Source organism: Streptomyces sp. NBC_00028 (assembly GCF_045041065.1).
In the GTDB taxonomy this organism is placed as follows: Bacteria; Actinomycetota; Actinomycetes; order Streptomycetales; family Streptomycetaceae; genus Streptomyces.
This window is the reverse complement of record NZ_CP108293.1, coordinates 3,849,083-3,870,049: the sequence shown is the minus strand read 5'-3', so window position 1 is coordinate 3,870,049 and position 20,967 is coordinate 3,849,083. Positions and strand designations below refer to the sequence as shown.

At 71.7% G+C, this 20,967-nt stretch carries 19 protein-coding genes; 9 read left to right on the top strand and 10 right to left on the bottom strand.

The genetic code is table 11. The annotated features are described in order from the left end of the window. Nucleotides 1-142 precede the first annotated feature (142 nt). From OG885_RS17030 to OG885_RS17005, 6 genes are all read right to left on the bottom strand, one after another. Complete coding sequence (locus OG885_RS17030) at nucleotides 143-742, bottom strand: hypothetical protein (protein ID WP_405731979.1); 600 nt, start codon at nucleotides 740-742, stop codon at nucleotides 143-145. After that, nucleotides 729-2,252 carry a substrate-binding domain-containing protein gene (locus OG885_RS17025; RefSeq protein ID WP_405731976.1) on the bottom strand — a complete coding sequence of 508 codons (1,524 nt, stop codon included), beginning with the start codon at nucleotides 2,250-2,252 and terminating at the stop codon, nucleotides 729-731. Before OG885_RS17025 ends, OG885_RS17030 begins: the two co-directional genes overlap by 14 nt. After that, nucleotides 2,249-3,418: a toxic anion resistance protein gene (locus OG885_RS17020; RefSeq protein WP_405731974.1), complete on the bottom strand. Its 1,170-nt coding sequence runs from the start codon at nucleotides 3,416-3,418 to the stop codon at nucleotides 2,249-2,251. The genes OG885_RS17025 and OG885_RS17020 overlap by 4 nt, the downstream gene beginning before the upstream one ends. Further along, entirely contained in the window at nucleotides 3,415-4,488 is a 1,074-nt protein-coding gene (locus OG885_RS17015; protein WP_405731971.1) for a hypothetical protein, read from the bottom strand. The genes OG885_RS17020 and OG885_RS17015 overlap by 4 nt, the downstream gene beginning before the upstream one ends. Nucleotides 4,489-4,735: 247 nt before the next feature. Continuing rightward, the gene (locus OG885_RS17010; RefSeq protein ID WP_405731968.1) at nucleotides 4,736-5,131 is read right to left on the bottom strand and encodes a hypothetical protein; all 396 of its coding nucleotides are present in this window, start codon (nucleotides 5,129-5,131) and stop codon (nucleotides 4,736-4,738) included. 92 nt (nucleotides 5,132-5,223) lie between these two features. Further along, nucleotides 5,224-6,435: a pyridoxal phosphate-dependent aminotransferase gene (locus tag OG885_RS17005; RefSeq protein WP_405731965.1), complete on the bottom strand. Its 1,212-nt coding sequence runs from the start codon at nucleotides 6,433-6,435 to the stop codon at nucleotides 5,224-5,226. A gap of 125 nt (nucleotides 6,436-6,560) precedes the next feature. On the opposite strand from OG885_RS17005, the gene OG885_RS17000 reads away from it, so the two are divergent. Both OG885_RS17000 and OG885_RS16995 read left to right on the top strand, forming a co-directional pair. Beyond that, nucleotides 6,561-7,259: a hypothetical protein gene (locus tag OG885_RS17000; RefSeq protein ID WP_405731962.1), complete on the top strand. Its 699-nt coding sequence runs from the start codon at nucleotides 6,561-6,563 to the stop codon at nucleotides 7,257-7,259. A gap of 178 nt (nucleotides 7,260-7,437) precedes the next feature. Then, the gene (locus tag OG885_RS16995) at nucleotides 7,438-8,352 is read left to right on the top strand and encodes a serine protease (RefSeq protein WP_405731959.1); all 915 of its coding nucleotides are present in this window, start codon (nucleotides 7,438-7,440) and stop codon (nucleotides 8,350-8,352) included. Nucleotides 8,353-8,357: 5 nt separating this feature from the next. On the opposite strand, the gene OG885_RS16990 is transcribed toward OG885_RS16995, so the two are convergent. Together OG885_RS16990 and OG885_RS16985 are read right to left on the bottom strand one after the other, a co-directional pair. Next, entirely contained in the window at nucleotides 8,358-9,938 is a 1,581-nt protein-coding gene (locus OG885_RS16990; RefSeq protein ID WP_405731956.1) for an amidohydrolase family protein, read from the bottom strand. An 11-nt stretch (nucleotides 9,939-9,949) separates the two neighbouring features. Beyond that, nucleotides 9,950-11,230 (bottom strand): amino acid deaminase, encoded by a 1,281-nt coding sequence (locus tag OG885_RS16985; protein ID WP_405731953.1) that lies wholly within the window; start codon nucleotides 11,228-11,230, stop codon nucleotides 9,950-9,952. A 126-nt stretch (nucleotides 11,231-11,356) separates the two neighbouring features. Between OG885_RS16985 and OG885_RS16980 the strand changes: the two genes are divergently transcribed. The 7 genes from OG885_RS16980 (at nucleotide 11,357) to OG885_RS16950 (ending at nucleotide 17,995) form a co-directional block, all read left to right on the top strand. Next, nucleotides 11,357-12,583, top strand: coding sequence for a sugar kinase (locus tag OG885_RS16980; RefSeq protein WP_405731950.1), 1,227 nt, complete (start codon nucleotides 11,357-11,359; stop codon nucleotides 12,581-12,583). Further along, the gene (locus OG885_RS16975; protein WP_399948899.1) at nucleotides 12,580-13,344 is read left to right on the top strand and encodes an IclR family transcriptional regulator; all 765 of its coding nucleotides are present in this window, start codon (nucleotides 12,580-12,582) and stop codon (nucleotides 13,342-13,344) included. The genes OG885_RS16980 and OG885_RS16975 overlap by 4 nt, the downstream gene beginning before the upstream one ends. Further along, nucleotides 13,341-13,751 (top strand): RidA family protein, encoded by a 411-nt coding sequence (locus OG885_RS16970; RefSeq protein ID WP_399948897.1) that lies wholly within the window; start codon nucleotides 13,341-13,343, stop codon nucleotides 13,749-13,751. Before OG885_RS16975 ends, OG885_RS16970 begins: the two co-directional genes overlap by 4 nt. 134 nt (nucleotides 13,752-13,885) lie before the next feature. Continuing rightward, a complete protein-coding gene (locus OG885_RS16965) occupies nucleotides 13,886-15,367 on the top strand; it encodes a GntP family permease (RefSeq protein ID WP_405731945.1) in 1,482 nt (493 codons plus the stop codon). A gap of 121 nt (nucleotides 15,368-15,488) precedes the next feature. After that, nucleotides 15,489-16,598: a hypothetical protein gene (locus tag OG885_RS16960; RefSeq protein ID WP_405731942.1), complete on the top strand. Its 1,110-nt coding sequence runs from the start codon at nucleotides 15,489-15,491 to the stop codon at nucleotides 16,596-16,598. Next, entirely contained in the window at nucleotides 16,595-17,278 is a 684-nt protein-coding gene (locus OG885_RS16955; protein WP_405731939.1) for a hypothetical protein, read from the top strand. Before OG885_RS16960 ends, OG885_RS16955 begins: the two co-directional genes overlap by 4 nt. Before the next feature lie 63 nt (nucleotides 17,279-17,341). Continuing rightward, entirely contained in the window at nucleotides 17,342-17,995 is a 654-nt protein-coding gene (locus OG885_RS16950; protein WP_405731936.1) for an RES family NAD+ phosphorylase, read from the top strand. Nucleotides 17,996-18,002: 7 nt separating this feature from the next. Here the strand turns inward: OG885_RS16950 and OG885_RS16945 are convergent, their stop codons facing one another. Both OG885_RS16945 and OG885_RS16940 read right to left on the bottom strand, forming a co-directional pair. Beyond that, nucleotides 18,003-19,877, bottom strand: coding sequence for a caspase domain-containing protein (locus tag OG885_RS16945; protein WP_405731933.1), 1,875 nt, complete (start codon nucleotides 19,875-19,877; stop codon nucleotides 18,003-18,005). Between the two features lie 50 nt (nucleotides 19,878-19,927). After that, nucleotides 19,928-20,851: a PfkB family carbohydrate kinase gene (locus OG885_RS16940; RefSeq protein WP_405731930.1), complete on the bottom strand. Its 924-nt coding sequence runs from the start codon at nucleotides 20,849-20,851 to the stop codon at nucleotides 19,928-19,930. Nucleotides 20,852-20,967 lie beyond the last annotated feature (116 nt).

The window sequence follows — 20,967 nt, the reverse complement described above, 5'->3', positions numbered from 1 at the left end:
AACGCGGCAGATGTGCGTGCCAAGCCCCGGGGCCCCGGGATGATCCGAAAGACACGGCCTAAGGCCTGGCGTCGCCTCCCGTCCGCCCCGACGGGAGGCGACGCCAGGCCTTCGTCTTCTTGTGGCGCTTCGTGTGGCTGGGTCAGTTCGCCCGGCCCCGGTCCTCCAGATAGCGGGTGTGCGACTCCTGCCGCCTGGCCTCCGTCTCCCGCAGCGCTGCCGCCAGCCGTTCCGCCTCCTCCTGGAGCAGGGTCAACTGTCGTTCCAGATGGCGTTCCGGGGCTTCCTGGCCCGGCGCGAGGCGGGTCCACCACCTGGTGCGTACGAAGGTGTCGACGGCCTCGGGAACGTCCTGCCGTACGGCCCGGGCGAGCGTGTGGACGCCCTCCGGGTCCTGGGAGAGGAGTTCCGTGGCCCAGCCGGGGTCCAGCAACGCCGTCAGCAGGTCGGTCAGTTCGGTGAGGCGGCCTGCGGCGGCCGGGGGCAGCTCGACCTCCGCCAGATAGGCGCACAGTTTCCCGAAGTCGTCCCGCAGGGCGTCCAGCTGGGCCGACGGGTCGGGGAAGGCCGGCAGCGCGGGCCGCTCCGGCGGGGCGACCAGCGCCCCGGCGCCGTACAGCCCCGCCACGACCACCGGCCAGTACGCGCCCGCCACCCCCGCGAGTGTGAGCCCGACCCCGACGAGCCCGCACACGCTGCCCGCGATGTTCTTGCGGGACTCCAGATATCTACTGATAGCCACGGATCTCCTCGAAGGCACCGTCCAGCGACCCCTTCTGGGCGTCGAAGAGACGGCCGCCGGTCAGGTCGGCGAGGTGTTCCAGTTCGGAGCGGTCGGAGTCGCCGAAGAGGATGGGGAAGACGGGTATCTGGCGTTGGGCGGGGCTGAGGGCGCGGTAGAACGCCTCGAACTCCGCGGCCGTGCTGCCCGTGGTGTTCTCACCGTCCGTCATCAGCACGATCGAGGTGAACATGTCCCGCTCACCCCGGAGTTGCTCGTAGGCCTCCTCCAGCGAGGAGTAGATCGCGGTGTCACCCTCGGCGGTGAGCGCCCGGATGTCCGCACGGATGTCCTCGATGCCGCCCCGGGGGTCGGCACCCATGGTCAGGCCCCGCACGTCCTTCACCGCCGAGCCGAACGGCATCAGCGTGACCTCCTCACGGCCCCGGAAATCGGCGCTGACGTCGGTGAGCGCCTTCTTCAGCCGCTTCAGCCGGTCACCCTCCATCGAGCCCGAGGTGTCGAGGACGTACACGGTCCGGGACGGCCGGCGCAGCTCGTTGTCGTACGCGTCGAGCAGCCCGTCCGCGATCGACCGGCTGCCCGGGAAGGGGAGTTCACGCCGTCGGTCGGTGCCGAGGCCGGCCGCGGGGGTGACTGCGGGGACCACCGGGCGGCGATGGGTGCGCTCGGTGATCTCGCGCTGGTTCTCCGGTGTGCGCAGGGCCTCGGTCAGCCGGCGGACGGCGTCGCGCTGTGCGGCGTCGGCGGTGGTGAGCGTGGAGAGCGGGTAGTCGGCGGTGACGACCCCGTCGCGGGGGCGGATCACGGTCAGTTCCGGGATGCCCTTGAGGACGGACTCGTAGTTGATGAGCGCGTCGACGTTCCCGCGCCGCTCGTACGCCGAGGCCAGCCAGCCCGACGATCCCGAGGTCAGCTGCTGCCCCCGGAAGAACTCCTTCAGCCTCGGTGTCGCCTTCGTGACGTCCTCGTCCGTGAGGGCGGACTGCGCGCCGGAGAGCGCCGAGGCGACCGCGATCAGTGTGGAGAAACCGGAGTTGGAGACCGTGGGGTCGGTCATGCCGTACGTCAGCGCGTCGTCCCGCACGGCCTCGGCGACCTGTGCCCAGGTGACGTCGTCGGGCTGCCAGCCCAGTTCCCCGAGGGTGGCCGGCTTGACGCCGATGGCGACCGGGCTGGCCATCACCTCGGTCTCCGACACCACCCGCCGGGCGGCTTCGGGGCGCAGCCGCAGATAGTCGTTGGAGGACAGCCACACCGCCTGGTACCGGTGGTCCGCCTTCCCCTTGGCGAGCGTGTCCACCGCGTCGAGGGTGCCCGTGTAGGACAGGGACACGTCGACGCCGATGTCGGTACCGACCCGTTCGATGATCGGTTCCATGTCGCGGAGTTCGCTGGAGGCCAGGATCCGTACCGCGCCCTCGGTCGGCCCGTCCTTCTTCTCCGTCGTCGCCGTACAGCCCGACAGCAGGGCGACGGCGGCGAGGGCGCCGGTCAGTACCCGTCTCATCCGAGGCCCCCTTCCAGCGCGCCCTGCGTCCGGCTGCGCTCCAAGTAGGCGCCCGCGTGCTGGAGTTCGGCGGTCAGGGACTCCACGGTCGACGCCATGGCCTCGGTGGCCTGCACCTTGTAGGTGTCGATGGCGTCGAGGGTGCGATAGATCTGCTGGAACGCCGACCGCAGGGTCTCCGCGCCCACGGCCGGGTCGGCGGCGATGCGCTGGATCTCCCCGCTCTGCGTGGCGAGCATCTCGGCGTTGCCCCGGATGAGGTCCTCGGTCGTCCCGCGCAACGCGTTGACCTGCTCGACGACCTTCTTCTGGTGGTCCAGCGCGGAGGCCAGCATCACGGAGATCCGCAGCGCCGACACGGTCGTGGTCGCGGCCCGGTCGACGCCCTTGATCAGTTCCTCGTTGTTGCGGCGTACGACGTCCATGGCGAGGTAGCCCTGGGCGCACACCGCGAGTTGGGTCAGCAGGTCCTGGTGCTTCTGCCGGACCGGGAAGAGCACGTCGGCCCGCAGACCGTCGGCCTGCTGCGGGTCACCGATCCCGTCGATGTGGAGCTCGACGGCCGTGTCCAGGGCCTCGGTGAGCACGACGTACTCCTGGAGCTTGCCCATGGTCTCCCACAGCCGTGCCCGCTCGGTCTGCAACGCCGCGTTGTCCCGCCGCAGTTCGTCCTGCCCGCCACGCAGCGCGCCCACGATCCGGTTCAGCGTCCCCTGTGCGGAGGCGTACTTGGCGAGATGGTCGCGTACCTTGTTGCCGCCGGGCAGCCGGGACAGGAACTTCCGTCCCTTGGTGGCGGCCAGGTCACGCGGGTCCAGGTCCTCGACCACCCGCCGCAGTTCGACGAGCGACCCGGCGACCTGCGCCTGTGCGTCGCCGCCCTTGTCGGGCAGGCTGCGCACGGTCCGCTCCAGCATCCGGTTGGACTGCGCGGCGGCACTGCGCATGTCCCCGGCGCCCAGTCCGGTGATCTCGCCGACCTTGCCCGCGAACTCGGGGGAGCGGGCGTCGAGCGCCGCGAGCCCGGCCACATAGTCGGCGGCCTTCTGCGCCATCCCCGTACGGACGGACTCGTCGACGGGCACGAGCCCACCGGCCCGCTCCCGCGGTACGGGAGCGACCGCCTCGGGCGGCGTAAGGGTGAAGTCGTTTGTGTAGTCGGTCACTTGTCGTCCCCCGTCGCTCGGCGGGCCAGCTCGTGCAGCACCGCGGAGGTGGGCACGGGAGCCTGGCGGACGCCGGTCAGTTCCTGCTTGAGATGCGCGTCGGCCGAGCCGAACGCGGTGGCCGCCCCCTGCGGCCGGAACCCGTGCCGGACCAGCAGCCTGCGCAACTCCTGGTCGGTGGAGAGGAGTTCGGCGAGCGCGCGCCCGTCCTCGGTGAGCGGTACGACGGTGTGGTCGCTGTTGACCGTGGTGTCCGGGTAGAGGACGACCAGGTCACCGGGCTGCTGCCCGCCCACGAGAAGCGAGGCGACCTGTGACTCGTACACGAGAACCAGCGGATTGCCGACCCCGCTGACGAAGTCCCGGAAGGACGCGTCGGTACTGGTCTGCTGGGTGCCCTGGACGCTGACGAGCTTCTTCAGCAGCGGTGCCGTGCGCTCCACGTCGGCGTCGCTCGCGACCACCTTGCCGCCGTTGGCGACATAGGAGGTGGCGGCGAGATAGAGGGCGCCTGAGTTGGAGGACTCGGGGTCGGTGCTGGAGATGTAGAGCGTGCCGCCCAACTCCCCGTACTTCCCTGCCCCCTTGAGCTGTTGCCAGGTCCGGCCGGCGCGGGCCGCGTCGAGATACGCGGCCATGTCCAGGGTGCCGCGGCTCTTCCCGTCCAGCTTCGCGAGCCCGTTGCCCGCGAGCACCTCGGCGGCGCTTCGGTGCGCCACGACGACGAGGGGCGAGTAGAACGGGCGGGGCAGCGTCCCCCGTACCTTGTACTTCGCGGCCAGCTCGACGGCCGGCGCCTGGCTGGACGGCAGGGCGAAGTCGTAGCCCTTGAGGTCCATCCCCTCCATGGCCCATGATCCGGAGGTCTCGGCCTGCACGGTGTAGCCCTTGGCGGCGAGGGCCTTCACCACGTCGGGATCGGCGAAGAACTCCGCCTTCTCCGATCCGATCACTCCTTGCACGGTCTTCGTTGCCGTGCCGTTGTCCCCGGATTCCCGGCCCGCCACGACGGCTACCACCACGCCGCCGACCAGCAGGACCGCGAGGACGATTCCGATGATTCGTCTCACAGGAGGAGAGTGCTCGCGGAACGAAACATTCCCGGTGGGCCGGAGTGAACGGGGGATGTCCTACCGGCCCCGGTGCTGCAACGCCCCCAGGGGCGCGGGGAACTGCGCGACAAGCCACGACGAACCGGCACCCGCAAACGAACGTGAACCCCTACGGCGAACAGGCACCCGGCTCAAGCCAACGCAGTGCATGGCGCCCGGTCCGCGCGTCGCTGCGGGTGCACGCGGACCGGGGCCGTTCCTGGGGTCAGCCGACGCTGCTCAGCGCGTGGGCGTCCATCCGCTCGGCGGCGAGGATCGCCACCGCGGTGTCGGCGCGCGACGCGGCCACGACCAGCGCCCGGCCCGCGAGGGCATGCGCCCGCTCGTGCAGGGTCGCGGCATCACGTGTACCGGAGGTGACCGCGCGAACCGGCGCCCCGCCACCGCGCAGTCGCGTCACCTGCTCGGCGAGCCGCTCGGCGGCGGTGTCGAGATCCTCGGTCGGCTCGATCGAGCGCAGCGAGTCCGTGACCGCGAGCAGCGCCGCCAGATGGCCCGCGAGCTGGATGTCCAGCTCCTCCTCGCGGGTGCGGTGGGGGAAGTCGGAGGTGGTGTCGGCCATCGTGCTGTGGACCGACTTGGTGCGGATCGGTTCGTACATGGGAAGGCCTCCGTCGCGGTCAGGAAACCATCCTAGCTTAGATTCATTCTAAAGTTGGCTGCGATCGCGAAACCGGCTCCACCAGCGGAGCGCTACGGCTGGCTGTAGCCGTCCAGGAAGTTCCCGATCCGCGTGATCGCGTCCCGCAGATCGCGGGCGTTGGGCAGGGTCACGACCCGGAAGTGGTCCGGCTCGCCCCAGTTGAACCCGGTGCCCTGGACGACCATGATCTTCTCGCGCCGCAGCAGGTCCAGGACCATCTGCCGGTCGTCCTTGATCTTGAAGACGTTGGGGTCCAGGCGCGGGAAGAGATACAGCGCGCCCTTGGGCTTCACGCAGCTCACCCCAGGGATCTGCGTCAGCAGCTCGTACGCCACGTCCCGCTGCTCGCGCAGCCGCCCACCCGGCAGCACCAGGTCGTTGATGGTCTGCCGGCCGCTCAGCGCGGCCACGACTCCGTGCTGACCCGGCATGTTCGCGCACAGCCGCATGTTGGCCAGGATGGTCAGGCCCTCGATGTAGGAGTCGGCGTGCGCTCGCGGGCCGGAGATGGACATCCAGCCCACCCGGTAGCCGGCCACCCGGTACGCCTTCGACATGCCGTTGAAGGTGAGGGTCAGCAGGTCGGGCGCGACGGACGAGGTCGGGGTGTGGGTGGCGTCGTCGTAGAGGATCTTGTCGTAGATCTCGTCGGAGCAGACGAGCAGGTTGTGGCGGCGCGCGATGTCCGTCAGGCCGCGGATCATGGCCTCGTCGTACACCGCACCCGTCGGGTTGTTCGGGTTGATGATGACGATCGCCTTGGTGCGGTCGGTGACCTTCCGCTCCACGTCCGCGAGGTCCGGCATCCAGTCGGACTGCTCGTCGCACCGGTAGTGCACGGCCGTGCCGCCGGACAGGGACACGGCGGCGGTCCACAGGGGGTAGTCGGGGGACGGGACGAGCACCTCGTCGCCGTCGTCCAGCAGCGCCTGCATCGCCATCACGATCAGCTCGGAGACGCCGTTGCCGATGAAGACGTGCTCGACGTCGGTCTCGATGCCGAGGGTCTGGTTGTGCATCACGACGGCCCGGCGGGCGGCGAGCAGGCCCTTGGCGTCGCCGTAGCCGTGCGCCGACGACACGTTGCGCAGGATGTCCTCGAGGATCTCCGGCGGGCAGTCGAACCCGAAGGCGGCCGGGTTGCCGGTGTTCAGCTTGAGGATGCGGTGGCCCGCCGCCTCAAGCCGCATGGCCTCCTCGAGAACCGGGCCCCGGATCTCGTAACAGACGTTGGCGAGCTTGGTCGACTGGATCACCTGCATGCCAGGGAGCTTACGGCCCGGTAACGCGGCTCGGGCCGTGTTTTCCACCACTTGAGACGCGGCGGTTTGGGTGGTTATCGCCGGTAGCTGTCTCGGCGGCCCCCGCGTCCCTACAATGCGCGGCCATGTCCAGGCCACCCCAGAACGAGAACGGCATCGGCGCGGCCGGAGCGCCCCAGGGTGCGCCGAACGTGTACCACCCGCGGGCCGAGCCGCCCCCTTCCTACGACGAGTACGCCGACCCGGCTGTCGCGCACGGGTGGCAGAACGCGTACGACGAGACGGCCGAGCTGCCTTCCCTGCCGGGTGTCACAGACGTGCCGGGTGCCGCAGACGTGCCGGGTGTCGCGGGCGTGCCGGGTGCGGCGGTCGCCCCCGGTCCCCGCTCCCGGCGTAAGCCCAAGCCGAGCCCCTGGCGCTCGCGGCGCGTCGTGGTCGCGGCCGGTGCGGTGGGCGCGGTGTCGATGGCGGCGCTGGTCGCCGGTTTCTCCCTGTCCGGGGCCCCGGGCGGCTCGGAGGGCAAGGAGCGGCGTACGGGTTCCGCGGCGCCGGACGTCACGGAGGGCTCCGCCACCGACACCCCGGGGGTGACCGACGCTTCACGGGGCGGGTCCCCGTCCGTGGCCTCGTCGGCGCCCGCGCCCTCGTCCCCGGCATCGACGAGGACCGCGTCGGAGTCGGCCGCTCCCGCGGACGTCACCCCCACCGCCACGGCGAGCGCCTCCGCCCCCACCGCGACCCGTTCCGGCGACCCGGGTGACTCCGGCTCCGGCTCCGACGGCAAGCCCGGCAAGGGGCTGGGCAACACCAAGCGCCCCCGCTGAGCCATGTATGCATGAAGTCCCCAACCCCGGGCAGGAGTCCGCAGGTTCGTAGGGAAACCCCCACGACTCGAAACAAGTCCTTGCCCGGCCGCCCCGCCAAGATGACAATGCGCATGACAACTTGGCGGGTGGCCGGAGATTCTCCGGTCACCCTCGTCGCAATTGAGGGGACCCCCACATGAAGAAGCCTCTCGGTGCCGTAGTGCTCGCCCTGGCGTTGGCCGGGGTCGGCGCGGCACCAGCGGTCGCGGCCCCGGACACCACGGGCGCGGTGGACACCAGCACCGCCGTCTCCACCGTCTGGGACACGGTCACGTCCGCCTCGGCGAGCCTGAACCAGGCCCTCGCGCCCCAGCTCCAGGCCGTCAACTTCGCCGGCACCGTCTCGCTCAGCAACTGTTCCGGGTCCGTCATCCGCTTCCCCAACTCCGAGGCCGACGACCCCGCGCTGGTCATGTCCAACGGCCACTGCCTGGAGACCGGCTTCCCGGCGGCCGGCGAGGTCATCGTCGACCAGGCCTCCACCCGGAGCTTCGGGCTCCTCAACTCCTCTGGCACCAGGGTCGGAACGCTCCGCGCCAGCAAGATCGCCTACGCGACGATGACCGACACCGACGTGTCGATCTACCAGCTCACGCGCACCTACGCCTCGATCAAGAGCACGTACGGCATCGACGCGCTCACCCTGAACAACACCCACCCGGTGGCCGGCACCGCCATCACGGTCGTCTCCGGCTACTGGAAGCGCACGTACGCCTGCAACGTCGACGGCTTCGCCTACCGCCTCAAGGAAGGCGAGTGGACCTGGAAGGACTCGGTCCGCTACACCTCCGCCTGCCAGACCATCGGCGGCACCTCGGGCTCGCCCGTCATCGACAACGCCACCGGCAAGGTCGTCGCCGTCAACAACACCGGCAACGAGGACGGCGGCCGCTGCACCGACAACAACCCCTGTGAGGTCGACGCGAGCGGCAACGTCACCGTCCGCCAGGGCATCAACTACGCCCAGGAGACCTACCAGATCCCGGCCTGCTTCGGCGTGGACAACAAGCTCGACCTGAGCGCGAGCGGCTGCACGCTGCCCAAGCCGTAGCAGTACTACGGGGTTCGCCGGACGGAGCGTCCCGCGAGGACGTCCGTCCGGTGGCCCTCCTCGATCACGAAACGGCCGTCGACCAGGACGTACGGGATGCCGGTCGGCAGGGTGCGGGGGGCCTCGAAGGTCGAGCCCGCCGCCACCGTCGCCGGATCGAACAGGACGAGGTCGGCGCGGTAGCCCTCGCGGACCAGACCGCGGTCGGGGAGGCGGAGCCGGGCGGCCGGGCGGCCGGTCAGATGGGCTACGCACTCCTCCAGGGACAGCACGCCCAACTCCCGTACGTAGTGGCCGAGATAGTGCGGGAACGTGCCGTACGCCCGCGGGTGCGGCTTCGCACCCTGGAGGATGCCGTCCGAGCCGCCGGTGTGGACGCGGTGGCGCATGATGTGCCGGACGTTCTCCTCATGGCCCACGTGCTGGATGATCGACGGGGCCAGCCGGTCGGCGAGCAGCAGCCGGCGGGCGGTCGCCCAGCCGTCGAGGCGGCGGCCCACCTGGTCCGCCAGCGCGGGATCGGCCACCCCCGAGATCTCGATCGTCTCCCAGTCGACCGGCACCCCGTGACAGCCGTTCGAGCCGACGACCTCCAGATGGTGACGGATGCGTTCCGCGGTGCCGTCGTCGGCGAGCCGCCCGAGGATCTCCTCCGGGCCGCCCTCGCTCGCCCAACTCGGCAGCAGCGCGGCCAGAGTCGTACTGCCCGGGGTGTAGGGGTAGGTGTCGAGGCTGATGTCGGCACCGTCCGCCAGCGCCTTGTCCAGCAGCGCGGTCAGCTCCGGCGCCCGGCCCTCGTTCACACCGAAGTTCATGGTGGCGTGGGCGAGATGGAGCGAGCAGCCCGCCTCCCGGGTCAGGGCCACCATCTCCTCGTACGCCTCAAGGGCGCCCGCCCCGTAGGAGCGGTGGTGCGGGCAGTAGTAGCCGCCGTACGACGCCACCACCCGGCACAGCTCGGTCAGTTCGGCGTCCTTGGCGTACATGCCGGGCGTGTACGTCAGCCCGGACGACATGCCGACCGCGCCCTGCTCCATGCCCTCGGCGACGAGCCGCCGCATCCGGTCCAGCTCGGCCGGGGTCGCCTCGCGGTCCTCCCAGCCGACGGCGAGCATCCGGACCGTCCCCTGGGGGATGAGGTAGGCCGCGTTGACGGCGATGCCCCGGTCCAGCCGGTCGAGGTACTCGCCGACGGTCCGCCAGTCGAAGTCGATGTCGTCGCCGTACCCGTTCCACCCGGTGATGGCGCGGCGCACCTCGGCGAGCGTGCGGTCGTCGACGGGGGCGTACGACAGCCCGTCCTGGCCGAGGACTTCGAGGGTGACGCCCTGCGCGGCCTTCGCGCTGTGGTCGGGGTCGCGCAGCAGGGCGAGATCGCTGTGGGCGTGCATGTCGATGAAGCCGGGGGAGAGGACGAGCCCCTCAGCGTCCAACTCACGCCGCGCTGTCGGGCGTTGGCACCCGGCGTCGGCGGCCTCCTTGACGATCGAGACGATCCGGCCGCCGTCGACCACCACATCGGCGCGGTACGAGGGCGCACCGCTGCCGTCGACGACGTCCGCGTCCCGGATGACCAGTTCCTCCACGGTCGTACCTCCTAGAAGAACGTACGGATGTAGTCGACCACCGTGCCGTCCGCCTCGGCCACCGGGATCAGCTGCCACTTGTCGAAGGACGTGCAGGGGTGGGAGAGGCCGAGGCTCAGCCAGTCGCCGACCTCCAGGTCCGCGCCGGGGGCGGTGCGCAGCCAGGCGTGCTGGTCGGACAGTCCGGTGACCTCGATCCCGGTCGCGGGCCGCTCCGCCGTCCCTTCCCGGCGTACCACCTGGGCGAACGGCAGATCCAGGTCGTAGGCGGCGTCCCGCTTGCCCGCGTTGACGAAGGCCTGCTCGGCGGAGGGCCGGGAGACGACCTGCGACCAGAGCCGGAACGCCGGTTCCAGGGCGCCCTCCTCCGGGACCCGGTTGAAGGGGGTGATCTTCCGGTAGTGCCCGTCGTCGTGCGAGACGTAGGCGCCGGAGCGCAGCAACTTCAGTACGGGGAGGGAGAGTTCGGGGATCTGCGCGAAGACGTCCGCCACCGCGTCGAACCAGGCGCTGCCGCCCGCGCTGACGACGATCTCGGTCACGCCCTTGAAGCGGTCCGCCTTGTCGAAGTCGACGGCGAGCGCGATCAGCCGCCGCAGCCAGGCGTGCACCCGCTCGGGATCGGCCTGGGGCACCTCGCCCTCGTATCCCGCGACCCCGACGAGCCGCAGGGTGTCGGTGCCCGCGACGGCGTCGGCGACCGCCGCGCACTCCGCCTCGGTGCGGACACCGGTACGGGCGCCCTCACCCGCGGCGAGTTCCACGACGACGTCCACCGGCCGGACGGTCCCGCGCAGCGCCTCGTCCATCAGCTCGACGCCGCGCACGGAGTCGACGTAGCAGACGAGCCGGAAGGAGGGGTCGGTCGCCAGCTCACCGGCGATCCAGCGCAGGGCGGCGGCGTCGGTCAGTTCGTTGGCGAGGAAGATCCGCTGGATGCCGTAGGCCCGGGCGACGCGGACCTGGTGCGGCACGGCCAGGGTGATGCCCCAGGCGCCGTGCTCGATCTGCCGCTGGAAGAGCTGGGGCGCCATGGAGGTCTTGCCGTGCGGGGCGAAGGCGAGGTGGTGGCGGGTCGCGTACGTCTCCATGAGCCGGAGGTTGTGTTCGAGCCGCTCGGCGGAGAGGGCCAGCACCGGGGTGGTGAAGCCGTCGGTGAAGAGGTTGCGGCGCTGGGCGGCCAGCTCGGCGACGGTGAGGCCGTCGGCGTCCGGGGGGAGGCCCTTGAAGCGGTGGTCGACCCGTTCCTCGGCGAGGCGGGCGAGAGCTTCGGTACCGGTGTCGAGGGACACGGGGCCTCCCTGATCAGGTCAGTTGCATGCTCTGCAACGTCCATTGCGTATGTCGCTTACTGGTGTCTAACATCCTGGCCAACGCCGGGTCAATGGAGCCGCCCGGGCCCGAGACGACGAGGAGCCATGACCATCGTGAACGCCCCCGACGTCGCGGATGTCGTCTCGCTCGGCGAGTCCATGGTCACCTTCCTGCCCACGCGGCCGGGCCGCCTCGCCGACGTGCCGTCCTTCGACCGGGCGATCGGGGGCGCGGAGTCCAACGTGGCCTGTGCGCTGGCCGCCGCCGGTCATGCGGTGCGGTGGGTGAGCCGGGTCGGCGCGGACGGGTTCGGGGACCACCTCGTCGAGACCGTCGGGTCGTACGGCGTGGATGTGAGCGGCGTGCGACGGGACGTTTCGCGGCCGACGGGGGTGTACTTCCGTACGGCGGGGGAGCGGGGGACGGCCGCGCACGAGGTCGCCTATTACCGGGCGGGGTCGGCGGCGTCGGCGATGACGGTGGGGAACGTGGAGGTGGGTGCGGGTCGGGTGCTGCACCTGTCGGGGATCACGGCGGCGTTGTCCTCCGGTTGCCTGGAGCTGATGCAATCACTTACGGCGCCGCGTGAGGGACGTCCGGTCGTCTCCTTCGACGTGAACCACCGGTCGGGGTTGTGGCGCGACGCCGACGGGGCTCGGGTGCTGCGGGAGCTGGCGCGCGGGGCGGATGTGGTGTTCGTGGGGGAGGACGAGGCGGAGGAGGTGTGGGGGGTCACGGGTGGGCCGTCGGCGGTCCGTGAGGTGTTGCCGGAGCCGGCGGTGTTGGTGGTGAAGCAAGGAGCAGAGGGGGCTACGGCTTTTGTGTCGGCTGCGGGCCGAAGGGGGCTGGTCGCGCAGTTCCCCGCGCCCCTTGGGTCGGTCAGCGCCCCGGAGTCACCACCGCAGGCCGCAGGGGCGGCACCCGCCCATCCGCCCAGCTGCGGGCAGTCGTGCCGCTGGGGCGGCACGGGTGGGCGCAGCGGCACCCCGCAAGCGCGGGCGAGCGAAACGGCCCCCACCGCAACCCCCACCTCCCGCACCTTCGAACCCGCCCCCACCGTCGACGTCGTCTCCACCACCGGCGCCGGTGATGCCTTCGCCGCCGGGTTCCTGTCCGGCCTCCTGCGGGGGCTCCCCGTGGGCACAAGCCTCCGCACCGGGCACCTCTGGGCCGCCGCCGCCCTCACCGTGCCCGGTGATCTCGCGACGCCCCCTTCCCGCGCACACGCCGATCAGCTGGTCGCTCTCGATGAGCCGGCGTGGGAGAGACTTCGTCTCGGCCCCGGCTGGACGCAAGCCGCGCAGGCCCCGGAGGAGGTACGCACCCCATGAGTCAGACCGTCGACCGCGCGCTCAGCATCCTGCCGCTGCTCGCCGAGGGCCCCGCCGATCTCGGGCAGGTCGCCGACCGGCTCGGCGTGCACAAGTCCACCGCGTTGCGGCTGCTGCGCACGCTCCATGAACACGGCATGGTCTACCGCCAGTCCGACCAGCGCTACCGCCTCGGCGCCCGGCTCATCGCCCTCGCCCAGGAGGCGATGGAGAACCTCGACATCCGCGAGATCGCCCACCCCCACCTCGTACGCCTCAACGAACAGGTCGGCCACACCGTCCACCTCGCCGTGTACGAGGAGGAGGACGTCCTCTACATCGACAAGGTGGAGAGCCGCTACCCGGTGCGGATGTACTCGCGGATCGGGAAGCCCGTCGCCATCACGGTCGCCGCCGTGGCGAAGCTGCTGCTCGCCGACCTCCCGGAGGGCGAGCGCCGCGCTCTCGCCGACAAGCTCGACTACCCCCTGTACACGGCCCGTTCGACACCCAACGCCCCTGCCTTCCTGAAGGAGTTGGAGCGGGTGCGCGAACAGGGCTGGGCCACGGACCTCGGTGGCCACGAGGAGTCCATCAACTGCGTCGCCGCACCGATCCGCGGCGCCGACGGCCGGGTCGTCGCCGCGATGTCGGTCTCCGCGCCGAACGTCGTCGTCACCGCCGACGAACTCCTCACCCTGCTCCCGCTGGTCCGCCGCACGGCGGACACGATCAGCGGGGAGTACTCCGGCAGAACCCCCGTCAAGGAAGTCACCCCATGACCGAGAAGATCGCGCTCACCCCCACGACCCACACCACCCCGCCCGCGAAGTTCTCGCACGGGGTGCGCAAGGGCAACATCCTCCAGGTCGCCGGGCAGGTCGGATTCCTGCCGGCGGTGGCGGGCCAGGCCCCGACGCCCGCCGGGCCGACCCTGCGGGAGCAGACCCTCCAGACCCTCGCCAACGTCAAGGCGATCCTGGAGGAGGGCGGCGCGTCCTGGGACGACGTGATGATGATCCGCGTCTATCTGACCGACGTCGACCACTTCGCCGAGATGAACGCCCTCTACAACACCTACTTCGAGGAGCAGGGGCTCACCCAGCCGCCTGCCGCCCGTACGACCGTCTACGTCGGTCTCCCCGCCGGGCTCCTCATCGAGATCGACGCGCTCGCCGTCCTCGGCTGAAGCTGAGGCCGAGGCTGACGCCGACCCCTCTCAACTCCCGCACGCCGTAAGCAGACGGCATGGCCCCCCACGGGTGGCCATGCCGCGATCCGCCCTGCCCGAAAGCTCCATGTTCTTACGCAGAGGACCCCCGTATGTCCCTTCCGCTCGCCGCGACCACCCCCACCGAGGCGCCACCCCACACCGGTGGACTGCTCCTCCTCATCGACGGCACCGCCGGTCTGCTGACTGTCGCCGCCCTCGGCATCGCGCTGCTGCTGTTCCTCATCATCAAGGTCAGGATCCAGCCCTTCGTGGCGCTGCTGGCCGTGTCCATAGCCGTCGGCCTGCTCGCCGGTCTCTCGGTCACCGAACTCTTCGGCACCGTCCAGCGCAGCGACGCCGTGTCCACCATCGAGTCCGGCATGGGCGGCATCCTAGGCCATGTCGCGATCATCATCGGCCTCGGCACCATGCTCGGCGCGATCCTCGAAGTCAGCGGCGGGGCCGAGGTGTTGGCGTCCCGGCTGCTCAACCTCTTCGGTGAGAAGAGGGCGCCGCTCGCGATGGGCCTCACCGGCCTGATCTTCGGTATCCCGGTCTTCTTCGACGTCGGCATCTTCGTCCTGGCGCCCATCGTCTACGCGGCGGCGAAGCGCAGCGGCAAGTCGATCCTCCTCTACTGTCTGCCCCTCCTGGCCGGCCTGTCGATGACCCATGCCTTCCTGCCGCCGCACCCCGGTCCGGTGGCCGCGGCAGGGCTGCTCCATGTCGACCTCGGCTGGGTCATCCTCATGGGCGTCGTCTGTGGCATCCCCGCGGTGCTGGCCGCGTGGGCGTTCTCGGCGTGGATCGGCAAGCGCATCTTCGTCGCCGTACCGCAGGACATGGTCGAGGCGGCGGCGGAGGCGCGGCTCGCGGTGATCGAGGAGCAGCGCGCGCAGGGCGTCGTGCCCCGCGAGGACCCCGTTCCGCTCGGCACGGTCCTCGGCATCATCGGTACGCCGCTGGTCCTGATCCTCGCGGCGACGTTCTCCTCGATCGCCCTCGACCCGTCCACGCTCCGCTCGGTGGTCGAGTTCTTCGGCAGCCCCTTCGTCGCCCTGACGATCGCCCTGCTCCTCGCGTACTACCTCCTCGGCATCCGCCGCGGCTGGTCCCGCAAGTCCCTGGAAACGGTGTCGACCTCCTCGCTCAAGCCGGTCGGCAACATCCTCCTGGTCGTTGGTGCGGGCGGGGTCTTCGGTGCCGTCCTCAAGGCCAGCGGCGTCGCCCAGGCCCTGTCCGACACCTTCAACGACGTCGGCCTCCCGGTCATCGTCCTCGCCTACCTGATCTCGGTGGTCCTGCGGGTCGCCCAGGGTTCGGCCACCGTCGCCATCGTCACCACGGCCGGCATCGTCGCCCCCCTCCTCGCCGAGACCGACCACTCCCAGGCCTTCGTCGCCCTCGTCATCATGGCCATCTCCGCCGGCTCCATCTTCGCCTCGCACGTGAACGACGGCGGCTTCTGGATGGTCGCGAAGTACTTCGGCATCAGCGAACGGGACACGTTGAAGACATGGACGGTGCTGGAGTCGGTGTTGTCGGTGGTGGGGTTCGTGATGGCGGCTGTGTTGAGTCTGGTGGTGTCGTAACTGCCTTGAGAACGACCTGAGTTCGCCCCGGCCGCGACCCGTTCGCGACCGGGGCGTGCGCTGGAATGGGTGTACGGGGCGGGCTTGTGAGGCTGGCGGCGGCGGTGCGATCCTGATCGTCATGCCGCCGTCTCCTCACGTGCCCGATCACGGAGCGGTGCTGGCGGAGGTGCGGAAGGTGCGGCGGGCCGGAGTCGTCAGGTTGCGCGCACTCGACGTACCGGCGCTCGCCGGGGCCGCCCGTGAACTCCCGCGGGGAGACGGCGAGTCGCCAGGGGGGCCGGTGGAGAAGGTGCTGCGGCTCGCCGTCTCGCGGATCGGCGGCGGCACGCTCCAGACCGCCGCCGAGTACAGCCTCGGGCTCGCCCAGGGCACCCGCGACTGGCCGGCCGCCGACCGGCGCAGACGGGCCGCCCAGGTGTACGGGGTGAGCGTCGAGCGGTTCCGCAAGCACCACGAGCTCATGGTCCTCGGGCAGGTCGCCGAACAGGTCGTCCAGCTCGTCGTCCAGGGGGCCGGGGAAACACCGACCCCCTCACCGTCGTACGCACGCATGCCCGCCGCCCATCGCGCCCTGCGCCCGCGCGTCGACCGCCGTACCGTCCCCGTCACGCTGCACGTCCACTCCGTCGACCTGCTGCGGGACATCGATGTCGTCGTCTCGCCGTCGAACACCTACTTCGCGCTGCCCGCGCCCTACAAGTCGTCCGTCTCCGCCACGCTGCGGCGCGCGGGGGCGCGCAGAGACCCCGTCGGGGGACTCGTCGAGGACAGGATCGACGACGAGTTACGGGGCTGGACCGCCCGGCACGGGTCTCCCGGCCGGGCGGCACAGCCCGGCACGGTCGCCGTCACCTCGGCGGGCGCCCTTCAGGGCCAGGGCATCCGGCGGATCTACCACGTCGCCGTCGCCGTACCCCGGCCCGAGACCAACGACTACGACGTCCAGCCCGCCGACATCACGCGAGGCGTCGCCCGGGTCTTCGCGCTGCTCGCCGAGGAGGCCGGCGCGCACGACCCGCCGCTGCGGTCCGTCTGTCTGCCCCTGCTGGGCGCCGGGCGTGGCGGACTCACCCCGCTGGAGAGCTTCGGCGCGCTGTGGGCCGCCGTCGAGGCCGAACTCGCCCGCGGCGCCGACTGGGAGATCCACTTCGTCGTACGCCGCCACGCCCGCGCCGACCTCCTGGAACGGCTGCTGACCAGCGACGCCCCCGCGGAGGGCGGCCGATGAGCGCGCCCGACGACCCGTATGTCGTCCTCGCCGCCGCCGCGGCCCGCTGGGACCGGGTCTCCGGGCGCCTCGGCACCGCGGAACGCGAGCGGCTGACCGGCCTGGTCGCCGTCGTACGGGACCGGACACGGGACGAGCGGCTGCGGTACGCCGCCGCCCGGCAGGCCGCCGATCTGCTCGCGGCGTGGCTGCCGGACGAGTTCGGGGCGGACACCGGGGCGCGGTTCACCGGCACGCCGGCCACACCGCAGATCAGCGGGCGGCCGACCGTGCAGGGGTTCGACGCCGAGGATCTCGCGGTCCTGCTCATCGACGGACACCGTATGGTCGGCCCGGTCCTCGGGCCGGTGCGCGAACGGCTGCTCGCCGAGCCCGCGCTGGACGCCGAGACCCTGCTCCGACGCGGCGGCGCCCCCTTCGCGCCCGAACTGATCCGGCTGCCCGGCACCGGTGGACGGCTCCGTCTGCCACGCTTCCAGTTCTCCGAGGACACCCTGCCCTGGCTGGTCGTCCTGGAGGTCAACGCCCTCCTCGCCGCCGACCGCGACCCGTGGGGTGCCGCCGACTGGTGGCTGTCCGCCAACGCCTGGCTCGGCACGACCCCGGTGAGCCTGCTCGGGACGGAACACGACCGACAACTCCCGGACGTCGCCCAGTTCTTGATGAGCAGTGGAGAGTGAGCCGCCGGGTGGGAAACGATCTGCCGGACGGGAAGTGATCAGCCGGATGGGAAGTGACTGAACGTGCCCAACTACCGGCCGCCCGACGCCCTGACCGGCACCCCCGGCAAGGTCACGCTCACCCGCGGCACCCCGCTCTACCGCATCCACGGCTCCCACCGCCCCGCCGCCGGCTTCAACCCGAGACCCTCCCACTGCCTGTACGGAGGCGGCCGCTTCGACGCCACCTCCTGCGACCCCTACGGCTATCTCTACGCCGGCCTCGGCCCCACGGCCGCCGTCTGCGAGACCCTGCTGCGCTCCCTGCCCTTCGACCCCGCGGGCGGTCCCCGGCTGCTGCCGCGCCGTGCCGTCGAGGGCCGCCGGCTGAGCACCCTGCGGCTCGCCGCCGACGTGGACGTCCTGCCGCTGGTCAGCGCCCAGGACCTGGCCGCCGTCCACCAGGACACCTGGCTCGTGCACACCGAGGCCCACGAGTACCCGTACACCCGCGACTGGGCCCACTGGATCCGCCACCACACCGACCCCTGGGCCCAGGGGTTGCTGTGGGCGTCCAAGCGGGAGCCGGCCGACCGCACGGTGGTGCTGTTCGGCGACCGCAGCCCGGAGGGCGCGCTGCGCGCCGAGGAGGGGGACGCCGTGGACTTCGACACGGCCGAGGGGCGGGAGTGGCTGAACTCCGTACTCCAGCCGTACTACGTCCAGTTGGCGCCCTAGGTACCCGCTACGGCACGACCGTCCTGAGGGTGATCGTCTGTGTGGCCCAGCGGCCCGCCGCGCCCTGGCCGGCCGGTCCGAGGTCGCGTCCGCCGGAGGGTGCGCCGAAGCGCAGGACGTCCTCGTCCATGCCGCCCGCCCACTGGTTCCACGCCCGCATCCGGAACGGCACGGTGTTCAACTCGCCCTCCGCCACGATCAGTTTGAGCCAGTCCCGTACCTCCGCACCGGACCTGACGGCCCTGGACTCGGGCAGGGCCGGCCGCACCGGCTCCCCGTCCAGGGCGTGACCCGTCCGCCCCGGCCCGATGAAGTGGCCCGGGAACAGCACCGGGTCGCTGGCATAGCTGTCGGTGAGATCGAGCAGCACGCACCAAAGAGGCCGCTGAGAACGGTTGGTGAGCCGCACGGACACCGACGGCGGCTCCCCGTCCGGCCCGTACGCGCACACGATCTCCCCCCGCCCGTCCGGTACCAGCGCGCCCCCACCGCCCCAGGGCACGATCTCCACCCGCACCTGGTTGTCCAGGAGCGACGGCCGCGAGCCGAGATCACGGAGCCGGTGCCAACGGGTCAGGTGCGCAAGGCAGTCGACGACCACCCTGCCGTCGTACGACGCTGTCGCGGCCGCCGGTGAGCCGTCCCGGTCGGCCGGCCGCGCGCCGAGCCGCAGCGGATCCACGAACCGCGTCCCGTCCCGCCCCAGCACCTCCACCGTGCCGCCACCCGCCGCGACCACCCGGAAGTGCAGGTCGCCGAAGTCCTCCGGGGAGTCCACGACCTGGAGCAACGGGGTGGCGTACGAGGTGACGGCCGCGCGCAGCCGTGCGTCCGCGCCCTCGACACTGACCGTCGCGGGCGGTGCGGCCAGCGCCGTCGGGCTGACCGGGTAGGCCCGCCCGAGGTCCGGTGTCCAGTCCACCGGCTCCACCAGCGACCGGTCCGCCCGCACCGCACGAGCCCTGACGACCCGCCCGTCCCCGATGACCCCGAACTCCGTGCCCCCGGCGTCCGCCCCGCCCCGCAGGCCGTGCACCGTCCCGCAGTCCACCTCCCACCCCTCAGGACCGCACCGCAGCAGATGGTCGCCGACCGCGGTCGCCCCCGCGCCCGCCAGGAACGGCAGGTCGGCGGTCTCGGCCGTCTCCGGGAACAGCACCGGCTGCTGCCGGCCGCCGGACCGCCGTACCCGCGCGTCCGCCGCCGCCAGCACCTGGCGGTAGGTGGCGTCCGGGCCCGCGGTGCGGGCCGCGTCCAGCAGGGCGTGCGTGAAGACGCCGTGCCGACGGCCGTCGAACCAACCCTCGTAAGAGAGCTGATCGAGCCGGCTCGCGGCCAGCAGGAGATGCCGCGCGGTGCCTGGAGCGGGGGCCGCGTCGCGGGGGGCGGGCCACTCCGGGCGGGGTGGCGCCCAGCGTGCGGTCAGATCTGCCGGGATCCGGTCCTCGCGGGTCGCGCCGCCCGAGTAGCAGCAGTCCAGGACCGCCACCACCTGCGCCCCGCGCCTCGCCACCTCGTCCAGCAGCACGCCCAGGCGCTTGTCGGACAGCGGGCCGTCCACGCAGACCAGCGCCTGGCTCAGACCCGTCGCCTCGACGAGGAGCTCGGCACCGGTGGCCACCCGCTCACTGCCGTGCCCCGAGAACCAGAACAACGCCGTGTCCCCGGCCCCGGCCGACCCGAGGAACGTGCGGATGCCGTCCTCGACGACGGAGACCGTCGCCGCGCCGTCCAGCACCGTCCGCACCTCGACGCTGTCCCCGCCCCGCTCCTCCAGCAACTCCCGGGCCGCGCCCACGTCGTTGACGCAGCCCGAGAGGGGTGTGGCGATATGCGGTGGGTAGGCGTTGACGCCCGCCATGAACGCGTAGATCGTCCCCATGGCCGGAAGTCTGGCACGGCACCCTCAGGCAGGGGTGCCGCTCCGCTCCCTCAACTCCGTTCCCCGGCGGCGTCCAACTCCGCGACCCGGGCGAGGAGTTCCTCGCGTCCGATGGCGTCGGCCCGCGTCGAGGGCACCGTGCAGGCGTGGGCGCCGGCGATCGCCCCGTACCGGGCGCAGCGCAGCGGGTCGGCGCCGTCCAGCCAGCCCAGCAGGAACGCGGCGGCGAAGGCGTCACCGGCGCCGTTGGAGTCGACCACGGGGGCCGGCGGCGCCACCACGGGCACGTGCGTGATCTCCCCGTCGACCAGCAGATACGCGCCCTCGGCCCCGGCGGTGGCGACGACGATCCGGGCCCGGCCGCGCGCGACGATGTCCCGCATGGTGGCCTCCGGGTCGGCGAGCGCGGTCGTCGACAGGAAGACCAGGTCGGCGCCGAGCGCGAACGGCTCGTGGTACGGGTTCGCGCCGTCCCAGTTGTGCAGGTCGGTCGAGATGGTGACCCCGGACTCGCGCAGCACCGGCAGGGCGTACGAGCACGGGTGGGTGATCACCACATGGGCGTGCCGACTGTCGGCGGCCAGCGTGCGCAGGGTGTCCTCGGGCAGCCGGTCGGACTCCTGGCTGCGGGTGTCGTCGTACAGCGAAAGGCGCCGCCCGTCCGGGGAGACGAGGTTGACCGCGCGCTTGGTGCCCGCGGCGGACAACACCTCGGTGAGGCCGATGCCACGGTCCCGGTGCAGTGCCCGGACCAGGTCGCCCTCGGGGTCGTCGCCGAGCAGGTCGATGTGGTGGGTGCGCAGCCCCAGGGAGTGCGTGCCGAGCGCGAAGAAGTCGCCGCTCTGGCCGCCGCGGGTCACGATGCCCGGCCGGATCATGTAGCTGTCGGCGTAGGGGAGCGGCAGCTCCGGGACATGGACGACGGTGTCCACGCCCGCGCCGCCCAGGACGAGGACGTCGGTCTCGGTGCTCATGAGGTCGGCTCGTTCCTCTCAGGGGCCAAGGCCTGGTGAGTCAAGCAGCCGCCCGCGACGACTGGCAAGAACTTGCAGCAAGTTTCAGCAAGCTGGCTGGAGGGCGGCCTCATTCG